The following is a 13,223-nucleotide window of genomic DNA, read 5'->3' on the forward strand; positions in this document are numbered from 1 at the left end:
AGCCGTACCGCCCGCCGCGATCGATCCTCGGAAGGACCGACCGTGCCCAGGCCGACGGCGTACTCCTGACCGCCGAAACCCCGATGAACAACCAAGGAGCCACCGTGCGCGTACGACACAAGTTGCGAAGCCTGGCCGGTGTGGCCGCACTCGCCCTGCTCGCCGGGTGCGGGGCCGGCGGAGGTGCCGCCGCCGGCCCCGGACCGGGGAACGAGCCGGCCCGTGGGGCGGCGCTGAACGCCGAGGGGACCCCGGTCTCCGGCGGCACACTGCGCCTGTCGATGAACACCGACCCGCTCTGCCTCGACCCGCACGCCATCTCCTCCGACGTGGAGCAGATCTTCGGCCACATCCTCACCGACAACCTGATCTACCTCGACGAGCAGGGGCAGCCCGGCCCGTACCTGGCCGAGTCGTGGCAGATCTCGCCGGACGGGCGGACCTACACCTTCAAGCTCCGTCAGGGGGTGACGTTCAGCGACGGGACCCCGTTCGACGCCGAGGCGGTCCGGGTGAACTTCGAGCACATGCTCGACCCGACCACCCGGTCACCGCTGGCCGGGCCGTACATCGCCCCGTACCAGGACAGCAAGATCATCGATCCGTACACGATCGAGGTACACCTGGGCGTTCCGTACAGCCCGTTCCTGGACGTGCTCGCCCAGGGCTGGCTCGGCCTGCTCTCACCGAAGGCGATCAACGAGACCACCCCGGCACAGCTCTGCGAGAAGCCGATCGGCTCCGGCCCCTTCGTCCTGACGAGCTACACCAAGAACCAGGGCGTCACGTTCGCCAGGCGCCCCGGCTACAACTGGGCGCCGCCGCAGCTCAAGCAGACCGGCGAGGCGCACCTCGACGGCATCGAGGTCTCCTGGGTCGGCCAGGACGCGGTCCGGTTCAACTCCCTCACCGGCGGGCAGTACCAGGCCACCGGCTACGTCCCGGCGCAGAACGCCGCCGCCCTGAAGAACAACCCCGACTTCGTGTACGCCAACGTCAACCGGATCGGGCTGCCGTACACGGTGGAGTTCAACACCTCCCGCGCCCCGTTCGACAACCTCGACGTACGGCGGGCGTTCGCGGCGGCGGTCAACGTACCGGCGATCGTGCAGACCCTGGGCTTCGGTGAGCGGCAGCAGTCGACCAGCTACGTCGACCGGGTGACGAAGTACTACGACCCGGCCGTGAAGCTGCCCGGCTTCGACCCGAAGCTCGCCAACCAACTCCTCGACCAGGCCGGCTGGACCTCCCGCAACGGCGACGGCTACCGGACCAGGGACGGGAAGGAACTCGCCGTGCAGTGGCCGGTCAGCCAGGCCGGCACGGTCAGCCCGATCTTCGACCTGATCCAGGCCCAGGTGAAGTCGGTCGGCATCCGGGTCAACATCCAACTGGTGCCGTCGACCCAGTTCACCACCCTGCGCTACGCCGGTGACTACGACCTCACCTACGGCGTGTGGCACACCAACACCCCGGACGTGCTCTACATCAAGTACGCCAGCTTCAGCATCCCGAACGCCAAGCGGCTGGGCCAGAACACCTCGCACCTGTCCGACCCCCAGGTCGACCAGTGGCTGGAGCAGGCCCGGCAGACCACCGACCAGGCGACCCAGCAGCAGCTCTACGGCCGGGTGCAGGCCCGGCTGGCCGAACTCGTACCCGGCATTCCGGTCTACGACAACTCGGTGCTCTGGGCCTTCAGCCGCAAACTGCACAACGTCTCGGTCGACACCTCGCACGGCACCCCGCTGTTCACCTACGCCTGGCTGGAGAAGTAGTGGCGGGCCGGGCGGACCGGGTCCGCGCGCAGGCGACCCGGATCGGCGGCCGGGTGCTCGCCGGGGTCGGGGTGCTCTGGGGAGCGGCGACGCTCTCCTTCCTCGCCCTGCACGCGACCGCCGGCGACGCCGCGCTCGCGACCGTCGCCGGTGACGGCGCCAACCCCACCCAGGCCGTGCTCGAACGCGTACGCCAGGACTACGGCCTGGACCTGCCGCTGCATCGGCAGTACCTGAACTACCTCGGCAACCTGCTCACCGGCGACCTCGGCGAGTCCTACCAACAGCGGATCTCGGTTACCCGGGCGATCGGGGAGCAACTCGGCCCCACCGTCGCCCTGGCGCTCGGCGCCGCGCTGCTGGCCCTGGTGCTGGCGGTCACCGTCGCCGTGTTCACCGCCGGGCGCCGTCGCTGGATCCGCTCCACCGCCTCCGGTGTCGAGGTGGTGCTCGCCTCCTTCCCGACGTTCGTCCTCGGCCTGCTGCTCCTGATCGTCTTCTCGTTCCGTACCGGGTGGTTCCCGGTCTCCGGCAACGACGGCTTCGCCTCCCTGGTGCTGCCCGCGGTCACCCTGGCCCTGCCGATCGCCGCGGTGCTCGGCCAGGTGCTGCGCGCCGAACTTGAGGACGTGCTGGAGCAGCCGTTCATCCTCACCGCCCGCGCCCGGGGCATGCGCGACACGGCGGTACGGATCCGGCACGCGCTGCGGCACGCGCTGATCCAGATCGTCACCATGTCCGGCTACATGATCGGCACTCTGCTCGGCGGTGCGGTGATCACCGAGACCCTCTTCGTCCGCCGGGGCGTCGGGCAACTCATGCTGACCGCCGTCACCACCAAGGACATTCCGCTGGTGCTCGGCGTGGTGCTCTTCGCCGCCGCCGTCTACGTGGTGGTGAACCTGGTCGTCGACATCGTCTACGGCCTGGTCGACCCGAGGGTGGTGACGGCGTGACCGCGCTCGACGTACCCGTGGCCGCCGTACCGTCGGCGGCGACCTCGACCGCCCCGGCGCGGCGGGCCCGGCGCCGGACGATCCGGCCGGGCGTCGCTCTCGCCGCGCTCTTCCTCACCCTGCTGGTGGTCGCGGCCCTGGTGCCGGACTGGCTGGCGCCGCAGGACCCGTTGGCGCTCAGCCCGGACGGCGCATTCCTGCCACCCGGTCCGGGGCACCTGCTCGGCACCGACCAGACCGGCCGGGACGTGCTCAGCCGGATCATCCACGGGGCCCGCCCCACGCTGATCCTGGGCCTCGGCGCGACCGCGCTCGCGGTCACCGGCGGCACCCTGATCGGCCTGGTCGCCGGCATCGGTGGCCGGTTCGTCGAGGGCGCCCTGATGCGGCTGGTCGACGTCGCCCTCGCCGTGCCGGACCTGCTGCTCGCCCTGGTCGTGATCACCCTGGTCGGTACCGGCACGACCAACGTGCTGTTCGCGGTGGCGTTCGCCAGCGTCCCGTACTACGCCCGGATCGTCCGGGCCCAGGTGCACGTGGTCCGCCGGGCCACGTACGTCGAGGCGTCCACCGCCCTGGGCCTGAGCCGCTCGGCGGTGATCGCCCGACACGTCCTGCCGAACGCGCTCAAGCCGCTGGTGGTGCTGGCCACCATCAGGATCGGTGACGCGATCGCCAACGGGGCGTCGCTGAGCTTCCTCGGCCTCGGCACCCCGCCACCGGCGGCCGAGTGGGGCAGCATGCTCTCCACCGGCATCCAGTACATCTCCAACGACTGGTTCATGCTCGCCGTACCCGGCCTGGCGATCACCCTGACCGTGCTCGCGGTGACGGTGGTCGGCCGGGACCTGCGGCGCCGCTCCGAGGGGAGGGTGTCCTGATGGCCGACCCACTGCTCACGGTGGAGAACCTGCGGGTCGACTTCGACGGCGTGACCGTGGTCGACGGGATCTCGTTCACCATCGGCCGGGGCGAGTGCCTGGCCCTGGTGGGGGAGTCCGGCTCCGGTAAGAGCGTCACCTCGCGCAGCCTGGTCGGCCTCACCGGGTCCGGCGCCCGGGTACGCGTCGACCGGCTCACCTTCGAGGGCGAGGACCTGACCCGGCTGTCGTTACGGCGGTGGCGCCGGATCCGGGGAGCGCGGATCGGCTTCGTGCTCCAGGACGCGCTCTCCTCGCTGGACGGGCTGCGCCCGGTCGGCCGGGAGGTCGCCGAGCCGCTGGCCCTGCACACCGAGCTGACCCGTACGGCACGGCAGCGGCGGGTGGTCGAGTTGCTCGACTCGGTGGGCGTCCCGGAGCCGCAGGTGCGGGCGCGGCAGTATCCGTACCAGCTCTCCGGTGGGCTGCGGCAGCGGGCCCTGATCGCCTCCGCGATCGCCTGCGCGCCGCGCCTGCTGATCGCCGACGAGCCGACCACCGCCCTGGACGCCACCGTCCAGGCCCAGGTGCTGGCCCTGCTGGAGACGCTCAAGACCAGCGAGGGCGGGATGCTGGTGGTCAGCCACGACCTGGCGGTGGTGGCCCGGCTGGCCGACCGGATAGCGGTCATGCGCGACGGCGTGATCGTCGAGCAGGGTCCGACCGCGCAGGTGCTCGGCGACCCCCGGCACGACTACACCAAGGCGCTGCTGGCGGCGGTCCCCGGCAGCCGTCCGAAGGGCACCCGGCTCTCCGCCGTACCGGTCCCGACCGGTGCCCCGACCGCGACCCGGCCCGCCGCCGCGCCACCGGCCGCCGGTGGCGACGTGGTCGAGGTGCGGGGGCTGACCAAGTCGTTCCCCGGCCCGGACGGGATCCGCCGCACCGTGGTCGCCGACGTCTCCTTCACCCTCGGCCCGGGGCAGACGCTCGGCATCGTCGGCGAGTCCGGCTCCGGCAAGACCACCACCGCCCGGCTGGTCCTCGGGGTGGAACGGCCCGACGCCGGTGAGGTACGGCTGCACGGCCGTGACTGGGCCACCCTCGACCCGGCGCAGCGGCGGCGGGAACGGCGCCGGCTACAGGTCGTCTACCAGGACCCGCTCAGCTCCTTCGACCCGCGCTACACGGTCGAGCGGGTGATCGGCGAGGCGCTCGGGGTGATCGGCGTCCGGCGTGGTGCCGGCCGCCGGGACCGGACCGTCGAACTGCTCGAACAGGTGGGTCTGGACGCCGGTTACCTGGGCCGGCGACCGCTGGAGATGTCCGGCGGGCAGCGGCAGCGGGTGGCGATCGCGCGGGCGCTGGCCCCCGAGCCGGAGGTGATCGTCTGCGACGAGCCGGTCTCCGCGCTCGACGTCTCGGTCCAGGCGCAGGTGCTCGACCTCCTTGCCGACCTGCAACGACGTCTCGGCGTGTCGTACCTGTTCATCTCGCACGACCTGGGCGTGATCCACCACGTCAGCGACCGGGTGCTGGTGATGAAGGACGGGCGGGTGGTCGAGGCCGGCGACACCGCGCAGATATTCGAGCATCCGCAGCACGCGTACACCCGTGCCCTCCTGGCGGCGGTGCCCCGGCTGCACCCGACCAACTCCAGCTAGTTATCACCTAGCCTCCTAGGATGCCCTACGGGGCGGGGCACACACCACACCTCACGAAGGACACCGAAGATGACCGCTGACCCGCCCAAGAAGAAGATCCACGTCAACCTGTTCGAGATGAACTGCGTCGGGCACATCTCGCACGGGCTCTGGGTGCACGAGGACAACAACCGGCACCGCTTCAACGACATCGAGTTCTGGACCGACCTGGCCGAACTGCTGGAGTACGGCACCTTCGACGCGGTCTTCCTGGCCGACGTGATCGGCGCGTACGACGGGTTCCGCTCCGGCCCCGAGACGGCGTTGCGCGAGGCGGTGCAGATCCCGAACAACGATCCGCTGCTGGTCATCCCGGCGATGGCGGCGGTGACCCGCAACCTCGGGTTCGCCGCCACCTTCTCCACCACCTACGAACCGCCGTTCGCGTTCGCCCGCCGGATGAGCACCCTGGACCACCTGACCAGGGGACGGGTGGCGTGGAACGTGGTCACCTCGTACCTGCCGAACGCGGCCCGTAACTTCGGCCTGCCCGACGAGGTGGAACACGACCGCCGGTACGCGATCGCCGACGAGTACCTCGACGTGCTCTACAAGCTGTGGGAGGGCTCGTGGGACGATGACGCCGTGATCAGGGACCGCGCCGACCGGGTGTATACCGATCCGGCGAAGGTCCGCTACATCAACCACGTCGGCGAGCACTACCGCGTCGCCGGCCCGCACCTGTCCGAGCCGTCCCGGCAGCGCACCCCGGTGATCTACCAGGCGGGTGCCTCGGACGCGGGCAAGGAGTTCGCCGCCCGGCACGCCGAGGCGGTCTTCACCGGCGGCAGCACCCTGGACGAGGTACGGGCGAACGTCGAGGACACCCGCAGCCGGGCCAAGGCGTACGGGCGTGACCCGGAGCACATCAAGTTCCTCGCCGGGGCGGCGGTGATCGTCGGGCGTACCGACGCCGAGGTGGACCGGAAGGTGGCCGAGTTCCGGCGGCTGCGCAGCGTCGACGGGCACCTCGCGCACGCCGGGGCCGGACTGGACTGGACCCGCTACCCGCGCGCCGAGCGGATCGGCGACATCATCGCCCGGCAGGACCCCGGCTACCAGCGGCTGGGTCGCCGCTACCGGCCGGAGCAGACCGTCGGTGAGGTGCTCGACCAGATCGGGTCGTTCAACCGGGGCCCGTTCTTCGTCGCCGGCACCCCGAAGGTGGTCGCCGACGAGTTGGAGCGCTGGGTCGACGCCGGCGGTATCGACGGGATCAACCTGCGCCAGTTCCTCACCCCGGGTACCGCCGAGGACTTCATCGAGCTGGTCGTACCGGAGCTGCGCCGCCGGGGTCGCTACCGGGAGTCGTACGACGACGGTGAGACCCTGCGCGAGCGGCTGTTCGGGGCCGGGCAGGCCCGGCTGTACGACGTCCACCCGGGCGCCCGCTACCGCGACCCGGCGCAGTTGTCGGTGCCGGCGACCCCGTTGCGACTGAGTACGGCGGGCAGCCCGGCGTGAGCTACCGCGCGCCACGGGCGGTGATCGACCCGGACCCGGCCAAGTCCTGGCTGCGTCGGGCGTTACCGCTGGTGGCGGCGCACAAGCGGCTGCTGCTGACCTCGCTGGTGCTGTCGTTCGTCGGCCTGGTCGTGCAGGTGCAGATCCCCAACGTGATGCGGCTCGGCATCGACCACGCGATCATCGCGCGCGGCGGTGACCTGGGCCGGTACGTCTGGTGGGTGGTGGTGCTGGCGCTGGTCCAGACGGTCGTCGCCTACCTGGCCCGGCGCTACCTGCTGCGCACCGCGTACGAGATCGAGTACGACCTGCGCAACATCATGTTCGCCCACCTGATCCGGATGCCGTTCGGCTTCTACGACCGGGTGCAGACCGGTGAGCTGATGTCGAGGTCGAGCTCGGACATCCGGGCGGTGCAGATGTACCTCGCCTTCGGGCCGTCGATCCTGGTGCAGTGCACGATCGCCGGGATCGCGTTCGTGCTGATGCTGACGATCAACGTGCCGCTGGCCCTGGTCGCGATGGTGACCATGCCGATCATCGGCCTGCTCGGGGTGGCCATGCGCAAGGCGATCTTCCCGGTCTCCTGGCTGATCCAGGCGCGGCTGGCCGGGCTGGCCACGGTGGTCGACGAGAACATCAACGGGGTACGGATCGTGAAGGCGTTCGCGGCCGAGGGGCGGCAGCTCGACACCTTGGCCGTGGCGGCGGACCGGGTGCGGTGGGCGTACCTGACCGATGCCCGGATCCGGTCGCGCTGGTCGCCGGTGATCGAGAACCTGCCCCGGCTGGGGTTGGCCCTGGTGCTGCTGGCCGGCGGCTGGCTGGTGCTCGAAGGGCGGACCACGGTCGGCACGATCGTGGCGTTCAACACGTACGTGCTGATGCTCCAGCCGCCGTTCCGGATGCTCGGCATGATGATCATGATGGGTCAGCGGGCGGCGGCCTCCGCGCAACGGATCTACGAGGTTCTGGACACCCGCTCCGACGTGGTGTCGCCACCGCACCCGGTGCCCGTCGACCTCCGCGGTGACCTGCACCTGGACCACGTGCGGTTCACGTACGCGAACGGCACGGTCGCCCTCGACGGCCTGGACCTGCGGGTACGCGCCGGTGAGACGGTGGCGGTGGTCGGCCGGACCGGGTCCGGCAAGTCGACCCTCGGCAGGTTGCTGGCCCGCTACTACGACGCCGACGGCGGCACCGTACGGATCGACGGGCACGACGTCCGCGACCTGGACCTGGCCCGCCTGCGTGAGCAGGTCGGCATCGTGCCGGACGAGCCGTTCCTGTTCTCGGTGTCGATCCGGGACAACATCGCCTACGGCCGACCCGACGCCACCCTGGACGAGGTGGTCGCGGCGGCGGTCGCGGCCGGCGCGGACGGCTTCGTCCGGGCCCTGCCACACGGCTACGACACGGTGGTCGGGGAGCGCGGGTACACCCTCTCGGGTGGGCAGCGCCAGCGGCTCGCCATCGCCCGCGCGCTGCTGGTCAACCCGCCGGTGCTGGTCCTCGACGACGCGACCAGCGCGATCGACGTGACCGTCGAGCACCGGATCCACGCCGCCCTGCGCGACCTCATGCGCGGCCGGACGACCGTGATCGTCGCGCACCGGCTCTCCACCATCGGCCTCGCCGACCGGGTGGTGCTGATGGAGGCGGGCCGGGTGGTGGCCGAGGGCAGCCACGCCCACCTGCTCGCCACCGAACCCCGCTACCGGGCGGTCCTCGCCGAACGCAACCCGGCAGACTCGGGTGGGTCGGCCGACTCGGCCGACCCCGCTGGACCGGCCGACCCTGCTGGATCGGCCGACGAGTTGACGGCCGAGCCGCTGGACCGGCCCGGCGGTACCGATCGGGGCGCCGGCCCGCCCCGGCAGGGGCCCGGCGCGGCGGTCGAGGCGACCCGATGAGCATGTTCGGTGGGGGCTTCGGCGGCCCCGGTGGCGGTTCGGCCGGCGGCCCGATGGGCGGCCTCGGCGGGATCGGCGCCGGTCGGGGCAGCGGCAAGTCCGGCAACCACGGCAACGGGCTGCCGTTCGCCGGCATCCCGGAGGAACTGCTCGCCGGGGTCGCCCGCCTGGAGGCGAGCGAACCGGAGCCCGAACCGCAGCACCAGACGTTCACCGCCCGAGCGCCCGACGAGCCACCGCTGACCCTGTCGACGATCGTCGCCCGCTACCGGGGGACCCTGCTGGTCGCCTGCCTGCTGGTGGTCCTGGAGACGCTGCTGTTGCAGGCCGGCCCGTACCTGGTGCAGGTCGGCATCGACCACGGCATCGTGGCCGAGGATCCGTCGGTGCTGCTGCTGGCCACCGGCGCGTTCGCGGCCACCGTGCTGGCCGGTGGACTGGCCGCGGCGGCGCGCACCCGGCAGACCGGCCGGCTCGCCGCGTACGCCATGCGGGACCTGCGGGTACGCGTCTTCGCCCAGCTGCAACGCCTGTCCCTGGACTACTTCACCCGGGAGAAGGCCGGGGTCACCATGACCCGGATGACCTCGGACATCGAGTCGCTGCAACAGCTCCTCCAGGACGGCCTGGCCCAGTTCGCCGGCCACGCGCTGACCATGCTGGTGATCGTCGTGGTGCTGGTCGGCTACGACCCGGAACTCGCCCTGATCATGCTGGTGCTGGTCCTGCCGCCGCTGGCCGCCGCCTCGATCTGGTTCCGGGTCGCCTCCGATCGTGGCTACCGCCGGCAACGCGACGCGGTCGCGGCGATGTTCTCCGACCTCGCCGAGGGGCTGCACGGCGTACGCGTGGTGACCGCGCACAACCGGCAGGAACGCAACGTGCTCGCGCACCGGGAGGTGGTCGGCCGCTACCGCGACGCCAACGACTTCACCGGGCACATCAGCGCGATCTACGGTCCGGGCAGTTCGGCGATCGGCCTGCTCGGACTGGCCGCGCTGCTGTTCATCGGTGGCCGAATGGTGCTGCGCGGCGAGCTGAGCATCGGTGAGCTGACCGCGTTCGTGCTCTACCTCAACGCGTTCTTCCAGCCCGTGCAGCAACTCGTCCAGCTCTACACGAGCTACCAGCAGGGCCGGGCGGCCGTGAGCAAGCTGCGGGAACTGCTCCAGAGCGCGCCGAGCGTGGCGCAGGCGCCGGACGCGGTGGCGTTGCCCCCGGTCGACGGGGAGATCGAGTTCGACGACGTGACCTTCGGTTACGACCCGGCCCGCCCGGTGCTGCGCGGGATCAGCCTGCGGCTCGCGGCCGGCGAGACCGTCGCCTGCGTGGGGCCGACCGGCGCGGGCAAGTCGACCCTGGCGAAACTCGTCACCCGGCTCTACGACCCGGATGCCGGCCGGGTCCTGATCGACGGGCACGACCTGCGCGGGGTCACGCTCGACTCGTTGCGCCGACAGATCGGCGTGGTGCCGCAGGAGCCGTTCCTGTTCGCCGGCTCGATCCGGGACAACGTGGCGTTCGCCCGCCCGGAGGCGTCCGACGACGAGGTGTGGGCCGCGGTGGACGCGGTCGGCCTGCGGGATCTGGTCGAACGTTCACCGCAGGGGCTGTCCACCCCGCTGCACGAACGCGGCCAGTCGGTCTCCTCCGGTGAGCGGCAACTGCTGGCGTTGGCCCGTGCCTTCCTGGCCCAGCCCCGGGTGGTGCTGCTCGACGAGGCGACCGCCAACCTGGACCTCCAGTCGGAGTTGCGGGTCGAGGCCGCGTTGGACGTGCTGCTCGACGGGCGGACCGCGATCCTGGTCGCGCACCGGCTCTCCACCGCCGCCCGCGCCGACCGGATCGTCGTGATCGACGACCACGGTATCGCCGAGTCCGGCTCGCACCGGGAACTGCTCGACCGGGACGGCCCGTACGCCCGGATGTTCGCCACCTGGGCCGCCGGGGCCGACCACTCCTGACCCCGGTGGCGCGGTGTCAGCCGACCGGAACGCCGAGCCGGTCCAGCAGGTGCCGGCGCAGACCACCGAAGCCGGGATCGTCGTGGGCACGCGGGTGGGGCAGCGGTACGGGGGCGTCCTCGACGATCCGGCCGTGTTCGAGCACCAGCGTCCGGTCGGCGAGCAGCAGTGCCTCGTCGACGTCGTGGGTGACCAGCAGGGCGGCGAAGCCGTGTTCGGCCCGTAGCCGCCCGAGCAGGCCCTGCATCCGCAGCCGGGTGAGCGCGTCGAGTGCGCCGAACGGCTCGTCCAGCAGCAGCACCTCGGGTTCCCGGACCAGGGCGCGGGCGACCGCGACCCGTTGGGCCTGGCCACCGGAGAGCTGCGCCGGCCAGGCCCGGTCCCGGTCGGCGAGGCCGACCTCGGTCAGTGCCGCCCGGACCCGGTCGCGTACGTCCGGTCCGGTCAGGCCGAGCGCGACGTTGTCGCCGACCCGTTTCCACGGCAGCAGCCGGTGCTCCTGGAACACGACCGCCGGCCGGCCCCGTACGTCGACGGTGCCGCCGGCCTCGGGGTCGAGTCCGGCCAGCGCCCGCAGCAGGGTGCTCTTGCCGGAGCCGGAGCCGCCGAGCAGGGCCACCACCTCGCCGGGCCGGATGCTCAGGTCAACGCCGTCGAGGACGGCGGTGCCGTCGAAGTCGCGCCGGACGCCGGTGGCGGTGACCACCGGCGCCCGGTCCGCACCGGGGCTCAACTCGCCTGGACGTGTACGCCGGTCCGCCATGTCAGCGCCCTCCTCTCCAGCATCCGCAGCGCCACGTCGGACACCAGGCCGAGCAGCGCGTAGATGAGCAGCCCGAGGACCACCACGTCGGTCTGGCTGAACTCCCGGGCCTCCATCATCAGGAAGCCGATGCCGGTCTGGGCGTTGACCTGTTCGCCGACCACCAGGCTCAGCCAGGCGGCGCCGATGGCCAGGCGCAGGCCGAGGAAGAGGGCGGGCAGGGCACCGGGCAGGATCACGTGCCGGATCCGCTGGATCGCGTTCAGCCCGCAGGTGCGGGCCGCCTCGACCAGCCGTACGTCGATGTCGCGGATGCCGGCGTACATGTTGAAGTAGATCGGGAAGAAGGCGCCGAGGCAGACCAGGGTGATCTTCAGTGACTCGCCGATGCCGACCCAGATGATGAGCAGCGGAACCAGGCCGAGGTGGGGGAGCATCCGGGCCATCTGTACCGGCGGGTCGACCAGGTCGTCGCCGATCCGGAGCAGTCCGGCGAGGGCGCCGAGCAGCACTCCGAGGGTGCCGCCGATGGCGAGCCCGATCGCCGCCCGGGTGAGCGAGTCGGTCAGGTGGGTCCAGAGGATCCCGTCGGCGGCGAGCCGCCAGCCGGTGCGCAGCACCTCGCTGGGTGCGGAGAGTTTCTCCGGTGCCAGCAGGCCGGTCCGCGAGGCCAGTTCCCAGCCGAGGATGAGCACGACCGGGCTGACCACCCGTCGCCACCGCGCACCGGTACGGCGGCGGCGCCTCGGCCCGGACGGTCCCGCCCCGCCCGGTACGGGCGCGGCGGTGGAACCGTCCGGCACGGTTGCCGGCGCCGGTGCGGAACGGGTCATCCGAGCACCTCGGCGAACCGGCCGTCCACCCGGTCGCGCATGTCGACCGAGGTCGGGATGAGTTCCAGTTTGGTGAAGCCGTCCGCGATGGCCTGTAGTTCGTCGCCGATCGCCGGGGTGACCGGGGCCAGGGCGCGGGCGCTGCGGGCCAGGGCGCGGGTGGTGACGTCCTCCGGGATCTTCAGCTCGGGTGCCAGGATCCGGGCCCGGTCGGCCGGGTTGGCGATGCCCCAGTCGGTGACCTCGCGGTAGGTCTGGAGGAACGCCCGGATCTGTTCGGGCTTGTTCTTCAACGCCTCGGGGGAGACCAGCAGGTACTCCCGGTTGCCGGCCAGGCCGGTCGCGTTGACCAGGATCTTCACCCCCGGCTGCTCGGCGAGGGCGAAGTACGGGTCCCAGATGATCCAGGCGTCGACCTGCCCGGCGTCGAACGCGGGTCGACCCTCGGCCGGTTTGAGGTACTTGACCTGGATGTCGGCGAGCGTCATGTTGTTCGCCTCCAGCAGTCGTACCAGCAGCCAGTGCACGTTCGAGCCCTTGTTCAGCGCGACCGTACGGCCCTTGAGGTCGGCGAAGCTGTTGATGCCGCTGCCCTCCTTGACCAGCACCGCCTCGCCCTCGGGGATCTCCTGCGAGGTGCCGATGATCTTGAAGGGGATCTTGCCGGCGGCGGCGAAGATCGGTGGCGCCTCGCCGACCTGTCCGATGTCGATCGCGTCGGCCTTGAACGCCTCGGTCAGCGCCGGTCCGCTCTCGAACAGCGACCAGGTGGTGCCGGCCGCCGCGTCCCGTGCCTTGACCAGGCTCAGCCCCCCGAACCGCTGGTAGCCCACCCGCAGTGGTGACTCCGCGCCCGCGGCCTGCTCGGTGTCGCCGCAGCCGGCGACCAGACCGACCGTGGCCAGCAGGCCCGCACTGAGGGCGGCGGCCAGTAACCGCCGCCAGCTTCGGCTGCCGGTACGCGTGGCGATCGACATGAGCAAACT

The 13,223-nt window shown here is 71.7% G+C and carries 10 protein-coding genes; 7 read left to right on the forward strand and 3 right to left on the reverse strand.

What is annotated here, in order from left to right; translation table 11 throughout:
• Positions 1–104: 104 nt before the first annotated feature.
• The 7 genes from ACZ6QQ_RS22090 (at position 105) to ACZ6QQ_RS22120 (ending at position 10,641) form a co-directional block, all read left to right on the forward strand.
• Complete coding sequence (locus tag ACZ6QQ_RS22090) at positions 105–1,778, forward strand: ABC transporter substrate-binding protein (protein WP_465878631.1); 1,674 nt, start codon at positions 105–107, stop codon at positions 1,776–1,778.
• Positions 1,778–2,734, forward strand: coding sequence for an ABC transporter permease (locus tag ACZ6QQ_RS22095; RefSeq protein WP_465878634.1), 957 nt, complete (start codon positions 1,778–1,780; stop codon positions 2,732–2,734). Before ACZ6QQ_RS22090 ends, ACZ6QQ_RS22095 begins: the two co-directional genes overlap by 1 nt.
• Positions 2,731–3,615, forward strand: a complete 885-nt coding sequence (locus tag ACZ6QQ_RS22100; protein ID WP_465878636.1) for an ABC transporter permease — start codon at positions 2,731–2,733, stop codon at positions 3,613–3,615. Before ACZ6QQ_RS22095 ends, ACZ6QQ_RS22100 begins: the two co-directional genes overlap by 4 nt.
• Entirely contained in the window at positions 3,615–5,258 is a 1,644-nt protein-coding gene (locus ACZ6QQ_RS22105; RefSeq protein ID WP_465878638.1) for a dipeptide ABC transporter ATP-binding protein, read from the forward strand. Before ACZ6QQ_RS22100 ends, ACZ6QQ_RS22105 begins: the two co-directional genes overlap by 1 nt.
• Positions 5,259–5,327: 69 nt before the next feature.
• Positions 5,328–6,761: an LLM class flavin-dependent oxidoreductase gene (locus ACZ6QQ_RS22110; protein WP_465878639.1), complete on the forward strand. Its 1,434-nt coding sequence runs from the start codon at positions 5,328–5,330 to the stop codon at positions 6,759–6,761.
• Positions 6,758–8,677 (forward strand): ABC transporter ATP-binding protein, encoded by a 1,920-nt coding sequence (locus ACZ6QQ_RS22115; RefSeq protein WP_465878641.1) that lies wholly within the window; start codon positions 6,758–6,760, stop codon positions 8,675–8,677. Before ACZ6QQ_RS22110 ends, ACZ6QQ_RS22115 begins: the two co-directional genes overlap by 4 nt.
• On the forward strand, positions 8,674–10,641 hold the full coding sequence (locus tag ACZ6QQ_RS22120; RefSeq protein WP_465878642.1) for an ABC transporter ATP-binding protein: 1,968 nt from the start codon (positions 8,674–8,676) through the stop codon (positions 10,639–10,641). The genes ACZ6QQ_RS22115 and ACZ6QQ_RS22120 overlap by 4 nt, the downstream gene beginning before the upstream one ends.
• Before the next feature lie 16 nt (positions 10,642–10,657).
• Here ACZ6QQ_RS22120 and ACZ6QQ_RS22125 read toward each other — a convergent pair whose 3' ends face one another.
• The 3 genes from ACZ6QQ_RS22125 to ACZ6QQ_RS22135 are packed head-to-tail and all read right to left on the reverse strand — an operon-like array spanning position 10,658 to position 13,214.
• A complete protein-coding gene (locus ACZ6QQ_RS22125; RefSeq protein WP_465878645.1) occupies positions 10,658–11,404 on the reverse strand; it encodes an ABC transporter ATP-binding protein in 747 nt (248 codons plus the stop codon).
• Positions 11,371–12,237, reverse strand: coding sequence for an ABC transporter permease subunit (locus ACZ6QQ_RS22130; RefSeq protein ID WP_465878648.1), 867 nt, complete (start codon positions 12,235–12,237; stop codon positions 11,371–11,373). Before ACZ6QQ_RS22130 ends, ACZ6QQ_RS22125 begins: the two co-directional genes overlap by 34 nt.
• Positions 12,234–13,214 carry an aliphatic sulfonate ABC transporter substrate-binding protein gene (locus ACZ6QQ_RS22135; protein ID WP_465878650.1) on the reverse strand — a complete coding sequence of 327 codons (981 nt, stop codon included), beginning with the start codon at positions 13,212–13,214 and terminating at the stop codon, positions 12,234–12,236. The genes ACZ6QQ_RS22130 and ACZ6QQ_RS22135 overlap by 4 nt, the downstream gene beginning before the upstream one ends.
• Positions 13,215–13,223 lie beyond the last annotated feature (9 nt).

The sequence above is a fragment of the Micromonospora sp. NPDC049529 genome, assembly GCF_055586685.1.